A 20938-nucleotide genomic window follows, 5' to 3' on the forward strand; every position below is an offset into this window, starting at 1 on the left:
CCGTTGACGGGGACGCTGGGCGGGCTGGTCGGCTCCCGAGGGGGCCGGTTGCCCCGCCGGTCGCCGCGCCGTGCCAGGATCGGGGCCGTGAGCACCGTCTACGACTGCAGTCAGCCGGAGACCCGGCAGGCCGGCCTCGCCGCCGCGGCCGGTGTGGTGCGGTCCGGTCAGCTCGTCGTGCTGCCGACCGACACCGTCTACGGCCTCGGCTGCGACGCCTTCGACTCGGCCGCCGTCGACTCCCTGCTCGCAGCCAAGGGGCGCGGCCGGGACATGCCGGTCCCGGTGCTCGTCGGCTCCTGGACGACCATCGACGGGCTCGTCATGTCGGTGCCCGCCCAGGCCCGGCGGCTCATCGAGGCGTTCTGGCCGGGTGGGCTGTCGCTCGTGCTCCAGCACGCGCCCTCGCTCGCCTGGGACCTCGGCGACACCCGGGGCACGGTGATGCTGCGGATGCCGCTGCACCCGGTCGCGTTGGAGCTGCTGCGCGAGGTCGGCCCGATGGCGGTCTCCAGCGCCAACCGCTCCGGCCAGCCGCCGGCCGCCACCGCCGCCGAGGCGCTCGCCCAGCTCGGCGACTCCGTGCCGGTCTACCTGGACGGCGGCCCGTCCGGCGAGCCGGTCGCCTCGACGATCGTCGACCTCACCGGCGCCCAGCCCCGACTCCTCCGCGAGGGGGCGATCAGCCGGGCCGACGTGGCCGACGCGCTGGAGATCGACGCCGACCAGCTGATCTGAAACGCGAGGCCCGCTCACGGAGTTGCCGGGCTCCGACCCGCCTGACCACACTGGCGCCCGTTCGAGGGGGCGATCAGGTGGCCGGCTCCGTCGACCTGTCGTTCGACCCGCTCGCCGAGTTCGCCGGCAGGTGGGACACCCGTCTCGCCGAGCGCTACCTCCCGGTCGAGGGCCTGGAGGAGGCGAGGTACGAGTGCCTCGACGGGAGGTTGGTGTTGAGGCCGTACTGCGGCGCGGCCGCTGTGCACGCGGGATTCGTCCTGGGCGTGCTGATGCGTTCGCCAGCGCGGGAATCCGGACACGTGGTGTACGGCGGCCCGCTCAACCTGTGCTTTTCGCCTTCCGACTGGATTGAGTCGGATGTCAGCGTGCTCCGTGAATCGGCGGAAGACGCTGTGTGGGTGCCGGCGGACAAGTTCGCGATGCCGGTGGAATGCGTGACGCCGGCCAGTCGCGGTCGTGATCGCATCGACAAACCCGCTTTGTGCGCTGCTGCGGAAATTCCGTACTTCCTGCGGGTGGAGGTGGATCACGCAGGAGGTAGGGCTGTTGTCACCCAGCTCCGCTTGCGGCACGGCGGGTACCGTTTGTTGACCTTGGCCACGAGCGGAGGCGTGTTCGAGACCGAGGTTCCTTTCCCGATCCGATGTGACCTGGCTGAGCTCCTGGTGTCGTGATTGACGAGCGTGGGACTCACCGATCATCCGAGTGAGGTTTCCGGCTCACCCTTCCAGGCGAGGGGTTCAGCTGGCACACCGGACGCGAGGGAGTTCCGGGAAGTTGATGCTCGTCCCCGCCGTGACGACAATGACGGACCTGAGAGGGGGGAGCCATGGCCGCACCGGCGGACACGAGCTTCGATCCGTTGGTCGAGTTCGCTGGCATGTGGGACACACATCTCGCCGAGCGTCACCTGCCGTACGAAGGTCTCGGGGCTGCCAAGTACGACTGTCTGGGCGGGAGGCTCATTTTGAGCCTGTACGAGTCCGCAGCCAATGCTCATGCGGCGGGCAAGCTGTACAAGCTGTTGGACAACACGGCCGAGACGGTTGGGTACCGGGCGTACCTGACGCTGAACCTCCAGTTTTCGTCGAATCGCTGGATTCAGCCTGACGTCAGTGTTCTGAGCGCCCCCGCGAAGGGCGAGCTGTGGGTTCCGGCGGCCAAGTTCGTCGTGCCCGTCGAGTGCGTGTCGCCGTCGAGCCGAAGGCGGGACCGGATCGACAAGCCTGCCCTGTGTGCCAGTTCGTGACCGAGGTGCCCTTCCCCTTCTCGTTCGACACCGTCGAGTTGCTGGACGACTGAGGGCGCCGGTCGCTCGCGCCGGTGGCGGTCGCAGGCGGTAGCGTGAAGATCACCGCCAGCCGAGAGGGAGCCGACGAGTCGTGAGCACGCCGTTCTGGGGGCCGGACTTCGCCGCCCTCCGGGCCACCGATCCCGAGATCGCCGAGGTGGTGTTGGGCGAGCTGGACCGGCTGCGGGGCGGGTTGCAGCTCATCGCGAGCGAGAACCTGACCAGCCCCGCCGTGCTGGCCGCGCTCGGGTCGACCCTGTCGAACAAGTACGCCGAGGGCTACCCCGGCCACCGCTACTACGGCGGGTGCGAGCAGGTGGACCGTGCGGAGGAACTGGCGGTGAGCCGCGCGAAGGAGCTGTTCGGCGCCGAGCACGCCAACGCGCAGCCGCACTCGGGCGCGTCGGCCAACCTCGCGGCGTACGCCGCGTTCCTCCAGCCGGGCGACCGCGTGCTGGCGATGGACCTGCGCCAGGGCGGCCACCTGACCCACGGTTCCCGGGTCAACTTCTCCGGCAAGTGGTTCCAGTCGGTCTCCTACACGGTCCGGCACGACACCGAGCTGATCGACTACGACCAGGTCCGCGACCTGGCGCTGGGCTACGAGCCCCGGATGATCATCGCCGGCGCCACCGCCTACCCCCGGCTCGTCGACTTCGCCGCGTTCCGGGAGATCGCCGACGAGGTCGGCGCGGTCCTGATGGTCGACGCGGCGCACTTCGTCGGCCTGGTCGCCGGCGGGGCGATCCCGTCGCCCGTGCCGCACGCCGACGTCGTCACGTTCACCACGCACAAGGTCCTGCGCGGCCCGCGGGGCGGGATGATCCTCTGCCGGTCCGAGCACGCCAGGGCGGTCGACAAGGCGGTGTTCCCGTTCGTCCAGGGCGGGCCGCAGATGCACACCGTGGCCGCCAAGGCGGTGGCGTTGCGGGAGGCCGCGCGTCCGGAGTACGCCGCCTACGCCCGCCAGGTGGTCGCGAACGCGCGGGCCCTGGCCGACGCGCTGGCCGGGCACGGGCTGCGCCCGGTCTCCGGCGGCACCGACACCCACCTGGCGCTGCTCGACCTCCGCGCCCTCGACGTGACCGGCGCGGAGGCCGAGACCCGGTGTGAGCTCGCTCGCATCACGCTCAACAAGAACCTCGTCCCGTACGACCCGCGCACCCCCGGCACCGCCTCGGGCATCCGGGTGGGCACGCCGTGCGCGACCACGCAGGGCATGGCCGAGCCCGAGATGGCGGTGGTCGCGCGGCTGGTCGCGCGGGCCGTGCGGGCCGACCACACCACGGGCGCGGGGGAGCGGGAGCTGGCCGCGGTCGCCGCCGAGGTGGCCGAGCTCGTGGCCGAGCACCCCGCATACCCCCGTACGTCGTAGGGCTTAGGGTGGAATCCGTGGGCCCGTTGCCTACCAATGTCCCCGGTCTGCCGATTCGGGAGTACGCCCTCGTCTGCCTCGTCACCGCCGCGGTGACGTTCCTGCTCACCGGCCTGGTGCGGTTGCTCGCCATCCGGGTGGGCGCGGTGGCCTACCCGCGGAAGCGCGACGTGCACGTCAAACCCATGCCCAGGATGGGCGGGGTGGCGATGTTCGGCGGCGTGGTCGCCGGCCTCTGGCTGGCGCACCAGCTCCCCGTGCTGCGACGGGCCTTCGAGTACACCTTCGACATCCAGGCGGTGCTGATCGCCGGCGCGGTGATCGTGCTGGTCGGCGCGCTGGACGACCGGTTCGAGCTGGACTCGCTGACCAAGGCGGCCGGGCAGACCACCTCCGCCGGCGTCCTGGTGCTCCTCGGCGTCCAGTGGTTCGCCTTCTGGCTGCCGTGGGGTGGCAGCGAGAACAGCCTGGGCTCGGTGCTGCTGCTGTCCGGGAACCAGGGCGGCCTGCTCACCGTGCTGCTGGTGCTCACGATGGTCAACGCGATGAACTTCGTGGACGGCCTGGACGGGCTGGCCGCCGGCATCGGGATGATCGCCGCCGCCGCGACCTGCGCCTTCTCCCTCGGTCTGCTGGTCGACCGGGGCGGCGACGTCGGCACGTACCCGCCGGCGCTGATCGCGGCCACGCTGGCCGGCGCCTGCCTGGGCTTCCTGCCGCACAACTTCCAGCCGGCCAGGATCTTCATGGGCGACTCCGGCTCGATGCTGATCGGCCTGATGCTGGCCGCGGCGTCCACCACGGCCTCCGGCCGGCTGGACTACGTCAACGCCGGGGTCGGGGCCAAGGACGCCATCGCGCTGCTCTCGCCCCTGCTGGTGGTGGCCGCGGTGCTGTTCGTCCCGCTGCTCGACCTGCTGATGGCGGTCGTGCGCCGCACCCGCGCGGGCCGCAGCCCGTTCGCGCCGGACAAGATGCACCTGCACCACCGGCTGGTGGAGATCGGCCACTCGCAGCGCAGGGCCGTCCTGCTCATCTACCTGTGGGCCGCGGTGCTCGCCTTCGGCGCGGTCGCCCTGACGCTGTTCGACGCCTTCGTGGTCGGCTGGGGCGTGGGTCTCGGCCTGCTGCTCGCCCTGCTGGCCTCCGCCATCCCGCGCCTCCGCGAGGCGCGGCGCACCTGACCGCGTGGGTGTACCCGGATCGGGCGATGCGGGCCACGTGGGTGAGAATCGGATATATGGCGACGACGACGATTTCCGACGCGCTGCGCTCCGCGCTCCGGCAGGCGGGGCTGGCCCTCGTGGTCGGCGCGGTGGTGGCGGCGCTCGTCGGGTGGCTGGTCCAGGGCGGCCCCGGTCTGTGGGGCGCGCTGGTGGGCGCCGCGACCGCCGGCGGGTTCCTGCTGATCACGGCGGTGGTCATGCTGGCCACCGTGCACGCGCCGCCGAGCACCACGGCGGCGGCGGTGCTCGGGTCGTGGCTGCTCAAGATGGTGGTGCTGCTCCTGCTGCTGATGGCCCTGCGGGACCAGCAGTTCATGAGCAAGGCGGTGTTCGGCGTCGTCTCCGCCGTCGCCCTGGTGGGCGTGCTCGCGGTGGAGACCCGCGCCGTGCTGAAGGCCCGTGTCCCGTACGTGGACCCGAGCGGCGGCGGCGCCCAGGGTGGCTCAGTCGAGCGACCCGAACAGCCCTAGGTGAAAGAGTCCACCCCTGCCGTTCGAGGTTCGGTCAACCGGTTGGTAAGGTGCGCGCTGAGATGAGTGACGAGACGGACAAAACCACCTCAACGGGTGACGGCGACGTCTGGAGGCTCATCAGCACCCTCGTTGCCGGCCCCGTGGTGTGGGGCGGCATCGGGTACCTCGTGGACTGGGCGAACGACAGCCGGATCTTCCTCCCGATCGGGCTGGGGTTCGGCTTCGTCCTCGGGTTCTACATCGTGTACGTCCGTCACGGCCGGGGCTGACCAGCCTGGCCGCGAGTGCAGGGAGACCACACTGAACGCGCAGTGGGTGGCCTCGAGTGTGCTGGCCGCGAGCGAGGGCGGCTTCCACAAGCCGTCCATCGATGAGTTCTTCCCGGGCGCCCTGCTCTTCGCGGGCACGCCGTTCGAGATCAACCGGATCATGCTCATCCGGCTGGTGATGACCGTGGTCGTCGCCGCGTTCTTCCTGATCGCGATGCGCCGGCCGAAGCTGGTGCCCAGGGGCGTCCAGAACCTCGGTGAGTACGCGCTGGACTTCGTGCGCGTCCACATCGCCGAGGAGGTCATGGGACGGGAGAACGGCCGCCGGTTCCTGCCGCTGCTGACCACGTTCTTCTTCCTGGTCTGGGCCTGCAACCTCGCCGGTGTCATCCCGCTGTTCAACATCGCGGGCAGCGCCGTCGTGGGTCTGCCCCTCGTGCTGTCGGTCGTGACCTACGTGGTCTTCAACTACGCCGGCATCAAGTCCCAGGGCTTCGGGCGCTACCTGAAGAACCAGCTCATCCCGTCCGGCGTGCCGGTCTACATGCTGCCGCTGGTCCTGCCGATCGAGCTGGTCTCCACCTTCATCCTCCGGCCGTTCACGCTGACGGTGCGGCTGCTGGCCAACATGATGGCCGGCCACCTCATGCTGGTGCTGTTCTTCAGCGCCACCAGCTTCCTGCTGTTCGAGGCGACCGCCCTGTTCAAGCCGGTCGGTGTGCTCAGCTTCGCCATGGGCTTCGTGTTCACCCTGTTCGAGCTCCTGGTGCAGTTCCTGCAGGCCTACATCTTCACCATGCTCACCGCCGTGTACATCGACCTCGCGATGCACGAGCACTGAGTCGGCGTCCGCCGACCACCACAGGTTTGGGATGACCCCGCCCGGGCGCACACCGGGCGGGGCCTACCGGAAAGGGAAACACGACAGATGAACATCGCCGCTGAGCTGGCCGGCAACATCACCAACATCGGTTACGGCCTCGCCGCCATCGGACCGGGCATCGGCGTCGGCATCCTGGTGGGCAAGACCGCCGAGTCGATGGCCCGTCAGCCCGAGCTGTCCGGCCAGCTCCGCACCACCATGTTCCTCGGTATCGCGTTCACCGAGGCGCTGGCCCTGATCGGCCTCATCGCCGGTTACATCTACTGACCTCACTCGACCTCGACACTAGGCGGTGACCACCGTGAACAGCCAGACCGTGATCGCGGCGGGGAACAACGTTCTCCTGCCCGCGACCTACGACATCGTCTGGTCCACGGTCTGCTTGGTGATCATCGGCCTCGTCTTCTGGAAGAAGGTGCTCCCGCTCTTCCAGAAGGTGTTGGCCGAGCGCACCGAGAAGATCGAGGGCGGGATCGCCAAGGCCGAGGCGGCCCAGGCCGAGGCCCAGCGGACGCTGGAGCAGTACAAGGCCCAGCTCGCGGAGGCGCGGGCCGAGGCGGCCCGCATCCGGGACGACGCGCGGGCCGAGGGCCAGCGCATCGTCGACGAGATGCGGGAGCAGGCCCAGGCCGAGTCCAACCGGATCGTGGCCCAGGGCCAGGCGGCGCTGGCCGCGCAGAAGGCGCAGATCGTCGCCGAGCTGCGGGCCGACCTGGGCCGGGTCGCGGTGGACCTGGCCGGCCGCGTGGTCGGCGAGTCCCTGGAGGACGAGGCTCGGCGCCGCGGCACCGTGGACCGGTTCCTCGACGAGCTGGACGCGGTCTCCGCTCCGGCGGCGAAGTGACACGGGTGGGGGATGACAGTCGATGACACTGCACGCCGCGAGCCGGGACGCCCTCGCCGCCGCTGAGCAGCGGCTGCAGGAGGTCGTCAGCGCCGACTCCGGGCTGGACAGCGCGGCGCTGGGTCAGCTCGGCGACGAGCTGTTCGCCGTCGCCGGGCTGCTCACCCGGCAGCCGACGTTGCGTCGCGCCGTCGCCGACGCCTCCACGGAGCCGGGCCGCCGCGAGCGGCTGGTCCGGAACCTGTTGGAGGGCAAGGTCGGCGGGACCGCCCTGGACGTGCTCGCCTCGGTGGTGGCCGCCCGCTGGTCCAGCCCCCGTGAGCTGGTGACCGGGGTGGAGACCCTCGCCCGCACCGCGCTGCTGGTTCGCGCGGAGCGGGACGAGCGGCTGGACGCGGTCGAGGACGAGCTGTTCCGGCTCGCCCGGATCGTGTCGGGGCAACCGGAGCTGGACCGACTGGTGTCCGACCCGGTCGCGCCGGCGGCCGGCAAGGTCGACCTGGTCCGGCGGCTGCTCGCCGACCGGGTCGAGCCGGTCACGCTGACCCTGGTGGAGCAGCTGGTGAGCCAGCCGCGCGGGGTCGACGTGGTCGACGGGCTCGACGAGCTGGCCGCCATGGCGGCGAAGCGCAGGGAGCGGTCGGTGGCCCACGTGCGGACCGCCGTGGCGCTGAGCGAGGCCCAGCAGGAGCGGCTGTCCGCCGTCCTGCGCCGGATCTACAACCGGCCGATCGCCCTGCACGTCGAGCTGGACCCGTCGCTCGTCGGCGGCCTGGTGGTGCGGGTCGGCGACGAGATCGTCGACGGCAGCGTCGTCGGCAGGTTGCGGGCACTGGGCCGCGAGCTGGCCCGGTAGGTCCCCGCCCAGCCCACTCCGAGCCCCTTTCCCAAGTACGAACCGAGAGCAGGAACGACATGGCGGAGCTGACGATCTCGTCGGACGAGATCCGCAGTGCGATCGAGAACTACGTCTCCAGCTACTCCCCGGAGGTCAGCCGGGAAGAGGTCGGCGTTGTCACCTACTCCGGTGACGGCATCGCCTATGTCGAGGGCCTGCCCTCGGCGATGACCAACGAGCTGCTCGAGTTCCCGGGCGGCGTCCTCGGCGTCGCGCTGAACCTCGACGTGCGCGAGATCGGCGCGGTCATCCTCGGCAACTACGAGACGATCGAGGAGGGCCAGGAGGTCAAGCGGACCGGGCAGGTGCTGTCCGTCCCGGTGGGCGACGGCTTCCTCGGCCGCGTGGTCAACCCGCTCGGCCAGCCGATCGACGGCCTCGGCGAGATCGTCGCCGACGACCGGCGCGTGCTCGAGCTGCAGGCCGCGACCGTGATGGAGCGGCAGCCGGTGAAGGAGCCGCTGCAGACCGGCATCAAGGCGATCGACGCCATGACGCCGATCGGCAGGGGCCAGCGGCAGCTGATCATCGGTGACCGCAAGACCGGCAAGACCACGGTCTGCGTGGACACCATCCTGAACCAGAAGGCCGCCTGGGACACCGGCGACCCGAACCAGCAGGTGCGCTGCATCTACGTGGCGGTGGGCCAGAAGGGCTCCACCATCGCGGCGGTGCGCAAGACGCTGGAGGACGCCGGCGCGCTGGAGTACACCACCATCGTGGCGGCTCCGGCCTCCGACCCGGCCGGCTTCAAGTGGCTGGCGCCCTACACCGGCTCGGCCATCGGCCAGCACTGGATGTACCAGGGCAAGCACGTCCTGATCATCTTCGACGACCTGACCAAGCAGGCGGAGGCCTACCGCGCCATCTCGCTGCTGCTGCGTCGTCCGCCGGGCCGCGAGGCGTACCCGGGCGACGTCTTCTACCTGCACTCCCGCCTGCTGGAGCGCTGCGCGAAGCTGTCCAAGGAGCTGGGCGGCGGCTCGATGACCGGTCTGCCGATCATCGAGACCAAGGCCAACGACGTGTCGGCCTACATCCCGACCAACGTCATCTCCATCACCGACGGCCAGTGCTTCCTGGAGTCCGACCTGTTCAACCAGGGTGTGCGGCCCGCGCTGAACGTGGGTATCTCGGTCTCCCGGGTCGGCGGCTCGGCGCAGGTCAAGGCGATGCGGAAGGTCGCGGGCTCGCTGCGGCTGGACCTGTCGCAGTTCCGCGAGCTGGAGGCGTTCGCCGCCTTCGCCTCCGACCTGGACGCCGCGTCCAAGGCCCAGCTGGAGCGGGGCGCCCGCCTGGTCGAGCTGCTCAAGCAGACGCAGTACAACCCGTACCCGGTGCAGGAGCAGGTCGTCTCGATCTACGCGGGCACCAAGGGCCACCTGGACTCGGTGCCGGCGGAGGACGTGCGCCGGTTCGAGGGCGAGCTGCTGGACTTCCTGCGGCGCAACCACAAGGGCATCCTGGAGGAGATCCGGGAGACCAGGGAGCTCTCCGACGACAACGAGGAGCGGCTGGCCGAGGCCATCGTCGCCTTCAAGCGGCAGTTCACCGCGTCGGACGGCTCCTCCGTGGTCAACGAGCCGGCGGCCGAGGCGATGGCGGCCGGCAAGGTGGGCCAGGAGTCGGTGAAGGTGCACAAGCCGGCTCCGGCCAAGAAGTGACGTGAGCCATGGCTGCTGAACTTCGGGCCCTTCGAGGGCGGATCAGGTCCGTCCAGTCGACCAAGAAGATCACTCGTGCCTACGAGCTGATCGCCACCTCGCGCATGGCGAAGGCGCAGGCCCGGACGGCGGCGTCGAAGCCGTACGCCGACGAGATCGTCCGGGTGCTCTCCGCCCTGGCCGGTTCGGCCCGGCTGGACCACCCGTTCCTGGTGGAGCGGGAGCGGCCGAAGCGGGCCGGCGTGCTGGTGATCACCAGTGACAAGGGCATGTGCGGTGGCTACAACGCCAACGTCATCCGCGCCGCCGAGGAGCTCCAGGCCCTGCTCAGGGAGCAGGGCAAGGAGCCGGTGCTGTACGTCGTCGGCCGCAAGGGCGTGGCGTACTACGGGTTCCGCCAGCGGCGGATCGCGGCCTCGTGGACCGGGTTCTCCGAGATCCCGCACTACACGGACGCCTCGGTGGTCGGCGACGCGCTGGTCGAGGCGTTCCTGGCCGGCGCGGACGACGAGGGCGCCGGTCCCGGCGCCGACGGCGTGTTCGGCGTGGACGAGCTGCACGTGGTGTACACCGAGTTCCGCTCGATGCTCACCCAGACGCCGGTGGTCAAGCGGGTCGCTCCCCTGGAGGTCGAGTACTCCGAGGAGAAGCCCGCGACGCCCCCGCCCGGGTACGAGTTCGAGCCGGACCCGGACACGCTGCTCGGCGCGCTGCTGCCGAAGTACGTCAAGACCCGGCTGTTCGCCGCGCTGCTGGAGTCGGCGGCCTCGGAGCTGGCCAACCGGCAGCGGGCGATGAAGGCGGCGACGGACAACGCCAACGAGCTGATCCGCACGCTCACCCGCGAGGCCAACCAGGCCCGTCAGGCCCAGATCACCCAGGAGATCAGCGAGATCGTCGGTGGCGCCGACGCGCTGGCCGCCGCAGGAAGTGATGAGTGACATGACTGCAACTGCCACTGCGACCGGCACGGGGCGCGTCGCGCGCGTCATCGGTCCGGTCGTGGACGTCGAGTTCCCCCGCAACGCGGTGCCGGAGCTGTTCAACGCCCTGAAGGTCGACGTGTCGGTCGCCGGTGTCGACCGCACCCTGACCCTCGAGGTCGCCCAGCACCTGGGCGACAACCTGGTCCGCGCGGTCTCCATGCAGCCGACCGACGGCCTGGTGCGCGGCACCGAGGTGCGCGACACCGGTGACCCGATCTCGGTGCCGGTGGGCGACATCGTCAAGGGCCACGTGTTCAACGCCCTGGGCGACTGCCTGGACCAGCCGGGCTACGCCGCGGACGCCGAGCGCTGGGGCATCCACCGCAAGGCCCCGTCCTTCGCCGACCTGGAGCCCAGGACCGAGGTCCTGGAGACCGGTCTGAAGGTCATCGACCTGCTGACGCCGTACGTGCGCGGCGGCAAGATCGGCCTGTTCGGCGGCGCCGGCGTGGGCAAGACGGTGCTCATCCAGGAGATGATCAACCGTATCGCCAAGAACTTCGGCGGCACCTCGGTGTTCGCCGGCGTTGGCGAGCGGACCCGTGAGGGCAACGACCTCATCCTGGAGCTGGACGAGGCCAACGTCCTCAAGGACACCGCGCTGGTGTTCGGTCAGATGGACGAGCCGCCGGGCACCCGGATGCGGGTCGCGCTGTCGGCGCTGACCATGGCGGAGTACTTCCGCGACGTCCAGAACCAGGACGTGCTGCTGTTCATCGACAACATCTTCCGGTTCACCCAGGCCGGCTCCGAGGTGTCCACCCTGCTGGGCCGGATGCCGTCGGCCGTGGGTTACCAGCCGACGCTGGCCGACGAGATGGGCGAGCTGCAGGAGCGGATCACCTCGACCCGCGGTCGCTCGATCACCTCGATGCAGGCGATCTACGTGCCGGCGGACGACTACACCGACCCGGCCCCGGCGACGACCTTCGCCCACCTGGACGCCACCACCGAGCTCTCCCGCGCGGTGTTCTCCAAGGGCATCTTCCCGGCGGTGGACCCGCTGGCCTCGTCGTCCCGGATCCTGGACCCGGCGATCATCGGCGACGAGCACTACCGCGTCGCCCGCGAGGTCGTGCGGATCCTCCAGCGGTACAAGGACCTGCAGGACATCATCGCCATCCTCGGCATGGACGAGCTGTCCGAGGAGGACAAGGTCCTGGTGCAGCGGGCCCGCCGGATCGAGCGGTTCCTCTCCCAGAACATGTACGCGGCCGAGCAGTTCACCGGCCAGCCGGGCTCGAACGTCCCGATCAAGGAGACGATCGAGGCGTTCGACAAGCTGGCCAAGGGCGAGTTCGACCACATGCCCGAGCAGGCGTTCTACATGTGCGGTGGCCTCGACGACCTGGAGGCCAACTACAAGAAGCTCACCGGCAAGTGAGCTGGTAGGCCGGACGGCGCGAGGGCCGGGCTCCCATCAGGGAGCCCGGCCCTCGCCGTTCGGGTGCCCGCCGCCGGCGGGCGCCGGTCGCTAGCGGTTCAGGGAGGCCAGTCGCGGCGTCTCGTTGGTGGGCTGGACCTCGACGACGATCCGCTGGCTCCGGTCGAGCACGATGCCGGCGTCCCGACCGAGCAGCGCCCACTGCTGCTCGTCCGTGGAGTAGCTCAGCCTGGCGTCCAGCCTGGCGATGATCCAGCCCCGCCCGTCGGGGAGCGGGACCCGCACCGGCAGGTCGGCGCCGCGGTCCGTCGGTCCGAGGTGGTGGACGCCCTCGACCTTGCCGTCGAGGTCCTGCGTGACGACGTAGAGCTGGCTGGGCTCGTCGCCGGCCTGGTGCTCGCCGATGAGGAACGTGCGGTTGTCGACGCCGGCGACGATGAGCCAGCGCGGCACCGACTGCTGACTGGGGTACGGGTCGTACGCCCGGGCCTGCCGCAACGCCTTCTCGAAGTCCTCCATGACCTGGGCCGTGGACCTTCCCGTCCGCGGGTCCCCGAGCCAGAGCGCCCCGGACCGCTGCCAGCCCAGGCTGTTGTCCCTGGCTTGCGTTCTCGGCTCCCTGCCGAGGTAGCTCCCCGAGCGCAGGAGGGGCACCCGGGTGTCGAAGCTCTCCCCGTTCGCCTCGGGTTTGGCGTCCACGGCGACCGTCGCCGCCCTGGTGCCGCGCGGGAGCTCCGCGATCTGGACGCCGCCCTCGGAGCGCATGGGCTGCCAGTCCCGCACCGACCGGTTCGTCTCGAACCTTGGGTTGCCCGAGACGGACAGCGGGGCGCCGCGGTCCAGGACGAGCACGGTGCGGTCCTCGGGTCCGAACTGGAAGCCCGCCGTGTCGCGGCCCTTGGACGGGAAGTCGTCCCCGAGGAGCTTCAGCCGGCCGTCCACCGGGTCGACGCCGACGAGGCCGACGAGGGTGGTCTCCCGGTTGGCGTCGGAGGGGGCGAGGTTGTCGTGCGGGTGGAGGAACGCCCGCTGGAGGATGACCGCGGTCCGGCCCGCCGGCGTCTCGCCCGCCCAGTACACGTGCGGGGCGCCCCTGCGGTCGTCGAAGACGCCCCGGTCCCGGTTCCATGACCGCGACAGGCCCTCCTCCCACGCCCGCACGGCGGCCGACAGGAAGTCCTGGTCGTCGGCGAGGTCGCCACGGGTGGGCTGGGTGAGCCGGTGGTCGGTGGCGGCGGCCGTGGTGGTGGACCAGGGGTGCGCGTCGGGCCACAGCGTGGTCGCGCCGACGCTGACGATCGTGGTGACCGCCGCGGTGGCGCTGACGAGCAGCACGCGTCGGCGGGCGCGCCGGCGGCGCGCGCCGCGCAGCACCGCGTCGGGGAAACCGGGCCGGACGTCCACAGTGGACGCCGCGTCCCGCAGGGATCGGCTCAACAGCTCGGTGTCCAACGGTTCAACGCCTTCCTGGGGTGACGAGTTGTGGTTCTCCGAGCAGTTCCCGGAGCCGGGCCAGGCCGCGCGAGGTCTGGCTCTTGACGGTTCCGAGGCCGCAGCCGAGCGCGGCGGCGGTCTGTGCCTCCGACAGGTCGTCGAAGAAGCGCAGCACCAGCACGGCCCGCATGCGGGGCGGGAGCTGCGCGAGCGCGGTGACCACGCGGTCGCGGTCGGCCACCGAGTCCTCCGGCCCGCGGTCGGCCGGTTCCGGGGCGAGGTCCAGCGGGGCCTCGCGCACCCGGCGGGCGCGGCGGCGCCACCGGTTGGCCGCCGCGTTGGCCAGCGCCGCCCGGACGTAGGGCTCCACGTCCCCCCGGATGCGGTTCCAGCGCGCGAAGACGCGTTCCAGGACCTCCTGGAGCATGTCCTCCGCCGCGTGCCGGTCTCCGCCGCAGAGCAGGTACGCGGTGCGGAGCAGTGCGTGGGATCTGTGTCGGACGAAGTCGCCGAAGTCGCTGAAGTCGGCGTCGCGGTCGGCCACCACCACCCCCGTCGCTCGTTGTTCGTCACCGGTCGGTGACCTGACGTCCTCCGGGACACCGGGAGGGCCGCCAGGGTTGTCACGGCACCGTCTAGACTGCGCGAGAGGACCGACGAAGGAGATGCGCGTGGCCGAGATGTCCGTCCAGCTTGTCGCCGTCGAGCGCCGCCTGTGGTCCGGCAGGGCGACGGCCGTGGTGGCCCAGACCACCGAGGGCGAGATCGGCATCCTCCCGGGGCACGAGCCGCTGCTCGGCCAGCTCGTGGAGGGTGGCGTCGTGCGGATCACCAGCGCCGACGGCGACGTGACCACGGCCGCGGTCCACGGCGGCTTCCTCTCGGTGACCGGCGAGGGCGTGAGCGTGCTCGCCGAGGCCGCCGAGCTGGCCCACGAGATCGACGTGGAGCAGGCCAAGGAGGACCTGCACCGCGGCGACGACGAGGCCCGAGCACGAGCCATCGCACGGTTGCGGGCCGCCGGACACGCCGCCTGATCCGGCACGGGCGGGCCGGGCCGTGTGGATCGCCGAAGTCGTCGGGGTGGTCCTCTTCGCGGCGGCTGTCGTGCTCGCCCTGCTCGCCTGGCGACGGCTGCGCCTGCTCCGCCAGGGCGGTGTGGACGTGGCCCTGCGGTCCCGGCTGGACGAGTCCGGCCGGGGCTGGCACCTCGGGATCGGCCGCTACCGCGGCGACGAGTTCGCCTGGTACCGCATCCTGAGCGTCCGGTCCGGCCCGGACCGGATCATCCGCCGGGACGGCCTGGAGATCGCCACCCGGCGGGAGCCCACCGGCACCGAGACCTACGCCATGCCGCTCAGCTCCACGGTGCTGACGTGTCGCGCCGCGGGCGACGAGGTCGAGCTGGCGATGGGGCCGGACGCCCTCACCGGCTTCCTGTCCTGGCTGGAGTCGGCCCCGCCCGGCCGCCAGGTGCCCTGGGCCTCCTGACGCCCCTCCGCGGCCCCTGGGGCGGCGCTGGGGCCCTCTGACCCGGCCCTCCGACAACACCTCAGGCCCGGCCTTCCAGCCGGGCCTTCTGCCTTCCCGGCCCCGGGGCCGCCGCTCCGGAGCCGCAACGCCGGGACCGGCCCTCCGTGACCGTCGCAGCCCACCCGGTCGTCGCGCGACGGGTGGGCGGGCGCTCGTCGTCCCTCGGGGGCGGCGTCTTTCAGAGGAGGCGTCTTCCGGGGAAGGCGCCTCTCAGGCGTTGGCGGCCGGCTTCCAGAGCACGTCGCCGTCCGGGTTGGCGACCCTGGCCAGGATGAACAGCAGGTCGGAGAGCCGGTTCAGGTACTTCGCCGTCAGGACGTTCGTCCGCTCCTCGTCGGCCTCCAGCAGCGCCCAGGTGTTGCGCTCCGCGCGGCGGGTGACCGTGCGCGCCTGGTGCAGCAGCGCGGCGCCGGGGGTGCCGCCGGGCAGGATGAACGAGTTCAGCTTCGACAGGCGGGCGTTGTACTCGTCGCACCAGCCCTCCAGTCGGTCGACGTAGGCCTGGGTGACCCGCAGCGGCGGGTACTTGGGGTCCGGCGCGATCGGCGTGCACAGGTCGGCGCCCACGTCGAACAGGTCGTTCTGCACCCGCCGGAGCACGGTGGCCACGTCGTCGGCCAGCCCGCCCAGCGCGAGCGCGACGCCGATGGCCGAGTTCGCCTCGTCGACGTCGGCGTAGGCGACCAGGCGGGGATCGGTCTTGCGGACCCGGCTGCCGTCGCCGAGGGCGGTGGTGCCGTTGTCGCCGACGCGGGTGTAGATCTTGGTCAGATGCACGGCCATGGCCGCAGGGTAGCCCCGCCGGGTGTGAGCGTGGTCGCCGCGCGTACCGGGGCACCGGCCGAGCCGTGTCATGCTGGGGGGTGATGAGCGACCTTCCCGACAGCGGCGCGGCACGTCCGGCCCCCGTGCACAGCCTGGACACCGTCTGCCCGACGTGTCAGGGCAACCACGAGATCACTGTCTCGAAGCTGTCCGTGACCGACGACGTCGGCATGAGCCTGAGCGGGTCGTTGGAGTGCCCCCAGTGCGGCGGGGAGGGCCGACTGACCGGTTTCGTGCCGCCGGTCTAGCCGGTGCGGAACCGATTCCGCGGCGCGCATACGATGACTCGTCGTGAGCGAGCACTTCCGGGTACAGGGCGGCGCGCGCCTCGTCGGTGAGGTCGAGGTCGTCGGCGCGAAGAACAGCGTGCTGAAGTTGATGGCCGCCGCGCTGTTGGCCGAGGGTACGACCACACTCACCAACTGCCCCGAGATCCTGGACGTGCCGCTGATGGCCGACGTCCTGCGGAATCTGGGCTGCGAGGTGACCGTCGAGCACGACGTGGTCGCCATCACCACTCCCGCGGAGCTCAGCCACCGCGCGGACTTCGCCTCCATGAGCAAGCTGCGGGCCTCGGTGTGCGTGCTGGGGCCGCTGGTGGGTCGGCTGCGGCGGGCGGTGGTGGCGCTGCCCGGCGGCGACGCCATCGGCTCCCGCCCGCTGGACATGCACCAGAACGGCCTGCGCCAGCTCGGGGCGCGCAGCGAGATCGAGCACGGGTGCGTGGTGGCCGAGGCCGAGGGGCTGCACGGCGCGCAGATCTGGCTGGACTTCCCCAGCGTGGGCGCGACCGAGAACATCCTGATGGCCGCGGTGCTGGCCGACGGGACGACGGTCATCGACAACGCCGCGCGCGAGCCGGAGATCGTCGACCTGTGCACGATGCTCCAGCAGATGGGCGCCAAGATCGAGGGCGCCGGCACGTCGACGCTCACGGTGCACGGCGTCACGTCGCTGCGGCCCACCCAGCACCGGGTGATCGGCGACCGGATCGTCGGCGCGACCTGGGCGATGGCCGGGGCGATGACCAGGGGCGACATCACGGTGCGCGGCGTCGACCCGCACCACCTGGACCTGGTGCTGGAGAAGCTGCGGCTGGCCGGCGCGGACGTCACCCTGCTGGACGCGCCCGGCGAGCAGGGCTTCCGGGTGCGGATGAGCGGCCGGCCGCGGTCGGTCGACTTCGTCACGCTGCCCTACCCGGGCTTCGCCACCGACCTGCAGCCGTTCGCGGTGGCGCTGGCCGCGGTGTCCGACGGCGTCTCGATGATCACCGAGAACGTGTTCGAGGCGCGGTTCCGGTTCATCGAGGAGATGGTCCGGCTGGGCGCGGACGCGCGGACCGACGGCCACCACGCGGTGATCCGCGGGGTGGAGCGGCTGTCCAGCGCGCCGGTGTGGGCCTCGGACATCCGGGCCGGCGCTGGCCTGGTGCTGGCCGGGCTGTGCGCCGAGGGCGTGACGGAGGTGTGGGACGTCTTCCACATCGACCGGGGCTACCCGTGCTTCGTGGAGAACCTGAACCGGTTGGGCGCTGACGTCCAGCGGGTGGCCGCGCCACCGGCCCGGTGAGCACGGCGTTCCCAGTACCGCGTTCTGAGCACCGCGTTCCAGGTACCGCGTTCGCTCCGGTCTGACCTGGCCGAACGCGTCAGGAGCGGGGAAGTGGGCCAGCCGGTCCGTCCTGGTGGGCGGGCCGGCTGTCCGCTGTTCACACCTCTGGGCGGCACCCTGTCGAGTGTGAGCAACAGCATGCTCCGGTGAGGTTACTCGTCAGTACGCTGGCCGCACACATCCGGAGTGTGAGCGGGAGGTCGCCATGCCGTACCCCTCCGACCGCGAGCGCGACCGTCCGTGGGTGATGCGGACGTACGCCGGCCACTCCTCCGCGGCCGCGTCGAACGCCCTGTACCGCCGGAACCTGGCCAAGGGCCAGACCGGTCTCTCGGTGGCCTTCGACCTGCCGACGCAGACCGGCTACGACTCCGACCACGAGCTGGCCCGCGGCGAAGTGGGCAAGGTCGGGGTGCCGGTCGGCCACCTCGGCGACGTGCGCCGCCTCTTCGAGGGCATCCCGCTGGACGGGGCCAACACCTCGATGACGATCAACGCGACGGCCATGTGGCTGCTCGCGCTCTACGTGACCGTCGCGGAGGAGCAGGCCGCGGAGCGCGGGGTCGGGCGGGCCGAGGCCCTGGCCGGGCTGGCCGGCACCACCCAGAACGACATCATCAAGGAGTACCTGTCCCGGGGGACCTACGTCTTCCCGCCGGGGCCGAGCCTGCGGCTGATCACCGACATGGTCGCCTGGACGGTGCGTCACGTCCCGCGGTGGAACCCGATCAACATCTGCTCGTACCACCTGCAGGAGGCGGGGGCGACCCCGACGCAGGAGGTCGCCTACGCGATGTGCACGGCGATCGCGGTGCTGGACGCGGTGTTCGGCTCGGGGCAGGTGCCGGAGGACCGGCGCGGCGAGGTGGTCGCGCGCATCTCCTTCTTCGTCAACGCCGGGGTGCGGTTCGTCGAGGAGATGTGCAAGATGCGGGCCTTCGCCGCGCTCTGGGACGAGATCACCCGCGACCGGTACGGGATCGCGAACCCGAAGCACCGGCGCTTCCGCTACGGGGTGCAGGTCAACTCGCTGGGGCTGACCGAGGCCCAGCCGGAGAACAACGTCCAGCGCATCGTGCTGGAGATGCTCGCGGTGTCGTTGTCCCGCAACGCCCGCGCGCGGGCGATCCAGCTCCCGGCCTGGAACGAGGCGCTCGGCCTGCCCCGGCCGTGGGACCAGCAGTGGGCGCTGCGGATGCAGCAGGTGCTGGCCTACGAGACGGACCTGCTGGAGTACGAGGACCTCTTCGACGGCTCCCCCGTGGTCCGGGCGAAGGTCGACGAGATCCTGGCCGGGGCGCGGGCCGAGATCGACCGGGTGCAGGCCATGGGCGGCGCGGTGGCCGCCGTGGAGAGCGGGTACATGAAGTCCCGGCTCGTCGCCTCGCTGGCCGAGCGGCGCCGGCGGATGGAGGCGGGCGAGGACGTCGTCGTCGGCGTCAACCAGTTCACCAGCACCGAGCCGAGCCCGTTGCAGGCCGAGGGCGCCAACGCGGTCGAGACCGTGGACCCGGCGGTGGAGCGGCAGGCCGTCGAGGCGGTCCGGCGGTGGCGGGACGGGCGGGACGCGGCCGCCGCCGACGCCGCCCTGCGGGAGCTGCGGGACGCGGCGAAGACCGACGCCAACCTGATGGAGGCGACGTTGGCCTGCGCCAGGGCCGGGGTGACGACCGGGGAGTGGGCGGGCGCGCTGCGCGAGGTGTTCGGCGAGTACCGGGCGCCCACCGGGGTGTCGGCGGCGGCCGCCGCCGGGGAGGCCGGGGCGGAGCTGGGCCGCGTGCGGGAGAAGGTGCGGGCGACCGGCGACGAGCTGGGCGAGCGGCTGCGGATGCTGGTGGGCAAGCCCGGGCTCGACGGTCACTCCAACGGGGCCGAGCAGGTGGCGGTGCGCGCCCGCGACGTCGGGTTCGAGGTGGTGTACCAGGGCATCCGGCTGACCCCGGCGCAGATCGTGGCGGCGGCGGTGCAGGAGGGCGTGCACGTCGTGGGCCTGTCGGTGCTGTCCGGGTCGCACCTGGAGGTGGTGCCGGCGGTGGTCGACGGCCTGCGCGCGGCGGGCGCGGCGGACGTCCCGGTGATCGTCGGCGGCATCATCCCGCCGGAGGACGCCGTCCGGCTGCGCGAGCGCGGGGTGGCCAGGGTGTTCACGCCCAAGGACTACGCGCTGACCGAGATCATGGCCGAGATCGTCGACGTCGTCCGCGAGGCCCACGGCCTGTCGCGCTGACCCGTCGTGGGTCCCCCGCGCGGCGCCGAACAGCGTCGAGCAGCGCCGAACAGCGCCGAACATTGGGGGGGACCCACGGGCGGTCCGCGTGGTGGGTCAGACGCCGGTGGCCCCGTCGATCCGCTCCCGGACCAGGTCGGCGTGGCCGTTGTGCCTGGCGTACTCCTCGATCATGTGGACGTAGATCCACCGCAGGCTGACCGGGGTGGCGGACTCGCCGTCCCCGTGCCACCCGGTGTCGGTCAGGTCGCGGTCGGCGGCGACGGCCCTGGCGTGGGCGATCTCCGCCTCCCAGGTGGCGAACACCTCGGCGGCGCCGGCCTCCGCGCCGCCGGTGAAGCCGCTCCGGTCGACGCCGTCGTCCGGGTAGATCTGGCCGGCCGGCTCACCGGCCAGCACCCGGCGGAACCAGTTCCGCTCCACCTCCGCCATGTGCCGGACGAGGCCGAGCAGCGAGATCGGGGAGGGCGGAGTGGACGCGGTCCGCAACTGTTCCTCGTCGAGGCCGGCGCACTTGAGCGCGAGCGTGGCGCGGTGGAAGTCCAGCCAGCTCTCCAGCATCACGCGTTCGTCGGCCTCGAAGGGCGGGGCGGGGCGGTCAGCCGTCATGGCCGCCAGTATCGGCGGCGCCCCTGTCAGGAACCGGCGCCCTGGAGCGCGGCCAGCACGGCGGCGGTGGTCGTGACCTCGGCGAAGTGGCCGTGCAGGTTCGTCGCGGTCGCCCTGGTGAACTCCTCGGCGGTCACGACCGTGCCGTCCGGCGCCTGCTCGTCGAAGGTGTGGGTGGCGTCGAGCGCGACGCGCACGCGGTAGCCGAGGTCGCCGCCGACCCGGCTGGTCGTCTCCACGCAGCGGTTGGTCTGGATGCCGCACACCACGAGGTCGCGGATGCCGTGCCGGGTCAGCCACGCGTGCAGGTCGACCTCGCCGTGGAAGGCCGAGTGCACGCTCTTGGGCACCAGCAGGTCGGGGCGGACGCCGTCCAGCTCGGGCTTGAACGCGTTGCCCGGCTGACCGGGGGCCAGCACCGAGTCCGGGGACACCGAGTCGTGGCGCACGAGCACGACCGGCTGGCCGGCGTCCAGCCAGCCGTCCAGCAACGCGCGCACGTTGGTCTCGCAGTCGGGGTTGTTCCGCCGGCCGAGGGTGGGGGACTCGAAACCCCGCTGGACGTCGATCACGATCAGAGCGGTCTTGGTCATGGCGTCGAGCCTGCCGGCCGCCCTGCCCGCCGGAGGAGTGGCGGAAACGGCGCCTTGCGGTACTTTCCC

At 71.7% G+C, this 20938-nt stretch carries 24 protein-coding genes; 19 read left to right on the top strand and 5 right to left on the bottom strand.

Annotation, left to right across the window (positions count from 1 at the left end; genetic code table 11):
• The first annotated feature begins 87 nt into the window (after nucleotides 1–87).
• The 14 genes from BUE43_RS18920 to atpD all read left to right on the top strand — a co-directional run bounded on the left by BUE43_RS18920 (nucleotide 88) and on the right by atpD (nucleotide 12034).
• The gene (locus tag BUE43_RS18920; RefSeq protein ID WP_073485093.1) at nucleotides 88–738 is read left to right on the top strand and encodes an L-threonylcarbamoyladenylate synthase; all 651 of its coding nucleotides are present in this window, start codon (nucleotides 88–90) and stop codon (nucleotides 736–738) included.
• A gap of 77 nt (nucleotides 739–815) precedes the next feature.
• The gene (locus BUE43_RS18925; protein ID WP_073485095.1) at nucleotides 816–1415 is read left to right on the top strand and encodes a Uma2 family endonuclease; all 600 of its coding nucleotides are present in this window, start codon (nucleotides 816–818) and stop codon (nucleotides 1413–1415) included.
• Between the two features lie 155 nt (nucleotides 1416–1570).
• Nucleotides 1571–1990 carry a Uma2 family endonuclease gene (locus BUE43_RS18930; protein WP_143174255.1) on the top strand — a complete coding sequence of 140 codons (420 nt, stop codon included), beginning with the start codon at nucleotides 1571–1573 and terminating at the stop codon, nucleotides 1988–1990.
• Nucleotides 1991–2123: 133 nt separating this feature from the next.
• A complete protein-coding gene (locus BUE43_RS18935; RefSeq protein WP_073485097.1) occupies nucleotides 2124–3407 on the top strand; it encodes a serine hydroxymethyltransferase in 1284 nt (427 codons plus the stop codon).
• A gap of 17 nt (nucleotides 3408–3424) precedes the next feature.
• The gene (locus BUE43_RS18940; protein ID WP_143174256.1) at nucleotides 3425–4591 is read left to right on the top strand and encodes a glycosyltransferase family 4 protein; all 1167 of its coding nucleotides are present in this window, start codon (nucleotides 3425–3427) and stop codon (nucleotides 4589–4591) included.
• Nucleotides 4592–4647: 56 nt separating this feature from the next.
• Entirely contained in the window at nucleotides 4648–5103 is a 456-nt protein-coding gene (locus BUE43_RS18945) for a Cg1360 family ATP-synthase-associated protein (RefSeq protein WP_073485099.1), read from the top strand.
• A gap of 62 nt (nucleotides 5104–5165) precedes the next feature.
• Nucleotides 5166–5375, top strand: coding sequence for an AtpZ/AtpI family protein (locus tag BUE43_RS18950; protein WP_073485101.1), 210 nt, complete (start codon nucleotides 5166–5168; stop codon nucleotides 5373–5375).
• A gap of 46 nt (nucleotides 5376–5421) precedes the next feature.
• Nucleotides 5422–6216: a F0F1 ATP synthase subunit A gene (gene atpB, locus BUE43_RS18955; RefSeq protein WP_234995798.1), complete on the top strand. Its 795-nt coding sequence runs from the start codon at nucleotides 5422–5424 to the stop codon at nucleotides 6214–6216.
• Nucleotides 6217–6303: 87 nt separating this feature from the next.
• Complete coding sequence (locus tag BUE43_RS18960) at nucleotides 6304–6525, top strand: ATP synthase F0 subunit C (RefSeq protein WP_073485103.1); 222 nt, start codon at nucleotides 6304–6306, stop codon at nucleotides 6523–6525.
• Nucleotides 6526–6559: 34 nt separating this feature from the next.
• Nucleotides 6560–7102, top strand: coding sequence for a F0F1 ATP synthase subunit B (locus BUE43_RS18965; protein WP_073486020.1), 543 nt, complete (start codon nucleotides 6560–6562; stop codon nucleotides 7100–7102).
• 22 nt (nucleotides 7103–7124) lie between these two features.
• Nucleotides 7125–7958, top strand: a complete 834-nt coding sequence (locus BUE43_RS18970) for a F0F1 ATP synthase subunit delta (RefSeq protein ID WP_073485105.1) — start codon at nucleotides 7125–7127, stop codon at nucleotides 7956–7958.
• Nucleotides 7959–8017: 59 nt separating this feature from the next.
• Nucleotides 8018–9664 (top strand): F0F1 ATP synthase subunit alpha, encoded by a 1647-nt coding sequence (gene atpA, locus BUE43_RS18975; protein WP_073485107.1) that lies wholly within the window; start codon nucleotides 8018–8020, stop codon nucleotides 9662–9664.
• An 8-nt stretch (nucleotides 9665–9672) separates the two neighbouring features.
• Nucleotides 9673–10605, top strand: coding sequence for a F0F1 ATP synthase subunit gamma (locus BUE43_RS18980; protein WP_073485109.1), 933 nt, complete (start codon nucleotides 9673–9675; stop codon nucleotides 10603–10605).
• A 1-nt stretch (nucleotide 10606) separates the two neighbouring features.
• Nucleotides 10607–12034, top strand: coding sequence for a F0F1 ATP synthase subunit beta (gene atpD / locus BUE43_RS18985; RefSeq protein ID WP_073485112.1), 1428 nt, complete (start codon nucleotides 10607–10609; stop codon nucleotides 12032–12034).
• A gap of 90 nt (nucleotides 12035–12124) precedes the next feature.
• Here atpD and BUE43_RS18990 read toward each other — a convergent pair whose 3' ends face one another.
• Together BUE43_RS18990 and BUE43_RS18995 are read right to left on the bottom strand one after the other, a co-directional pair.
• Nucleotides 12125–13486 carry a hypothetical protein gene (locus BUE43_RS18990; RefSeq protein WP_073485114.1) on the bottom strand — a complete coding sequence of 454 codons (1362 nt, stop codon included), beginning with the start codon at nucleotides 13484–13486 and terminating at the stop codon, nucleotides 12125–12127.
• 4 nt (nucleotides 13487–13490) lie between these two features.
• Entirely contained in the window at nucleotides 13491–14018 is a 528-nt protein-coding gene (locus tag BUE43_RS18995) for a SigE family RNA polymerase sigma factor (protein WP_327083463.1), read from the bottom strand.
• A 121-nt stretch (nucleotides 14019–14139) separates the two neighbouring features.
• On the opposite strand from BUE43_RS18995, the gene BUE43_RS19000 reads away from it, so the two are divergent.
• Nucleotides 14140–14505, top strand: a complete 366-nt coding sequence (locus tag BUE43_RS19000) for a F0F1 ATP synthase subunit epsilon (protein WP_073486025.1) — start codon at nucleotides 14140–14142, stop codon at nucleotides 14503–14505.
• 22 nt (nucleotides 14506–14527) lie between these two features.
• The gene (locus tag BUE43_RS19005) at nucleotides 14528–14959 is read left to right on the top strand and encodes a DUF2550 domain-containing protein (protein WP_073485116.1); all 432 of its coding nucleotides are present in this window, start codon (nucleotides 14528–14530) and stop codon (nucleotides 14957–14959) included.
• Between the two features lie 252 nt (nucleotides 14960–15211).
• Here BUE43_RS19005 and BUE43_RS19010 read toward each other — a convergent pair whose 3' ends face one another.
• Nucleotides 15212–15784, bottom strand: a complete 573-nt coding sequence (locus tag BUE43_RS19010; protein ID WP_073485118.1) for a cob(I)yrinic acid a,c-diamide adenosyltransferase — start codon at nucleotides 15782–15784, stop codon at nucleotides 15212–15214.
• 83 nt (nucleotides 15785–15867) lie between these two features.
• On the opposite strand from BUE43_RS19010, the gene BUE43_RS19015 reads away from it, so the two are divergent.
• The 3 genes from BUE43_RS19015 to BUE43_RS19025 all read left to right on the top strand — a co-directional run bounded on the left by BUE43_RS19015 (nucleotide 15868) and on the right by BUE43_RS19025 (nucleotide 19667).
• Nucleotides 15868–16074: a hypothetical protein gene (locus tag BUE43_RS19015; RefSeq protein WP_073485120.1), complete on the top strand. Its 207-nt coding sequence runs from the start codon at nucleotides 15868–15870 to the stop codon at nucleotides 16072–16074.
• A 43-nt stretch (nucleotides 16075–16117) separates the two neighbouring features.
• Nucleotides 16118–17398, top strand: a complete 1281-nt coding sequence (gene murA, locus BUE43_RS19020) for a UDP-N-acetylglucosamine 1-carboxyvinyltransferase (protein WP_073485122.1) — start codon at nucleotides 16118–16120, stop codon at nucleotides 17396–17398.
• Between the two features lie 247 nt (nucleotides 17399–17645).
• A complete protein-coding gene (locus BUE43_RS19025; protein ID WP_073485124.1) occupies nucleotides 17646–19667 on the top strand; it encodes a protein meaA in 2022 nt (673 codons plus the stop codon).
• Nucleotides 19668–19763: 96 nt separating this feature from the next.
• On the opposite strand, the gene BUE43_RS19030 is transcribed toward BUE43_RS19025, so the two are convergent.
• The gene (locus BUE43_RS19030) at nucleotides 19764–20276 is read right to left on the bottom strand and encodes a DinB family protein (RefSeq protein ID WP_073485126.1); all 513 of its coding nucleotides are present in this window, start codon (nucleotides 20274–20276) and stop codon (nucleotides 19764–19766) included.
• A gap of 26 nt (nucleotides 20277–20302) precedes the next feature.
• The gene (locus BUE43_RS19035; RefSeq protein ID WP_073485128.1) at nucleotides 20303–20869 is read right to left on the bottom strand and encodes a cysteine hydrolase family protein; all 567 of its coding nucleotides are present in this window, start codon (nucleotides 20867–20869) and stop codon (nucleotides 20303–20305) included.
• Nucleotides 20870–20938 lie beyond the last annotated feature (69 nt).

The sequence above is a fragment of the Streptoalloteichus hindustanus genome (genome assembly GCF_900129375.1).
Classification (GTDB): domain Bacteria; phylum Actinomycetota; class Actinomycetes; order Mycobacteriales; family Pseudonocardiaceae; genus Streptoalloteichus; species Streptoalloteichus hindustanus.

What these genes read in the sequence shown, in the direction of transcription:
- BUE43_RS18930 (WP_143174255.1), top strand. Translation starts at nt 1,571, where the DNA reads ATGGCCGCACCGGCGGACACGAGCTTCGATCCGTTGGTCGAGTTCGCT.
- BUE43_RS18945 (WP_073485099.1), top strand. Translation starts at nt 4,648, where the DNA reads ATGGCGACGACGACGATTTCCGACGCGCTGCGCTCCGCGCTCCGGCAG.
- BUE43_RS18950 (WP_073485101.1), top strand. Translation starts at nt 5,166, where the DNA reads ATGAGTGACGAGACGGACAAAACCACCTCAACGGGTGACGGCGACGTC.
- BUE43_RS18960 (WP_073485103.1), top strand. Translation starts at nt 6,304, where the DNA reads ATGAACATCGCCGCTGAGCTGGCCGGCAACATCACCAACATCGGTTAC.
- BUE43_RS18970 (WP_073485105.1), top strand. Translation starts at nt 7,125, where the DNA reads ATGACACTGCACGCCGCGAGCCGGGACGCCCTCGCCGCCGCTGAGCAG.
- atpA (WP_073485107.1), top strand. Translation starts at nt 8,018, where the DNA reads ATGGCGGAGCTGACGATCTCGTCGGACGAGATCCGCAGTGCGATCGAG.
- BUE43_RS18980 (WP_073485109.1), top strand. Translation starts at nt 9,673, where the DNA reads ATGGCTGCTGAACTTCGGGCCCTTCGAGGGCGGATCAGGTCCGTCCAG.
- atpD (WP_073485112.1), top strand. Translation starts at nt 10,607, where the DNA reads ATGACTGCAACTGCCACTGCGACCGGCACGGGGCGCGTCGCGCGCGTC.
- BUE43_RS19010 (WP_073485118.1), bottom strand. Translation starts at nt 15,784, where the DNA reads ATGGCCGTGCATCTGACCAAGATCTACACCCGCGTCGGCGACAACGGC.
- BUE43_RS19015 (WP_073485120.1), top strand. Translation starts at nt 15,868, where the DNA reads ATGAGCGACCTTCCCGACAGCGGCGCGGCACGTCCGGCCCCCGTGCAC.
- BUE43_RS19025 (WP_073485124.1), top strand. Translation starts at nt 17,646, where the DNA reads ATGCCGTACCCCTCCGACCGCGAGCGCGACCGTCCGTGGGTGATGCGG.
- BUE43_RS19030 (WP_073485126.1), bottom strand. Translation starts at nt 20,276, where the DNA reads ATGACGGCTGACCGCCCCGCCCCGCCCTTCGAGGCCGACGAACGCGTG.
- BUE43_RS19035 (WP_073485128.1), bottom strand. Translation starts at nt 20,869, where the DNA reads ATGACCAAGACCGCTCTGATCGTGATCGACGTCCAGCGGGGTTTCGAG.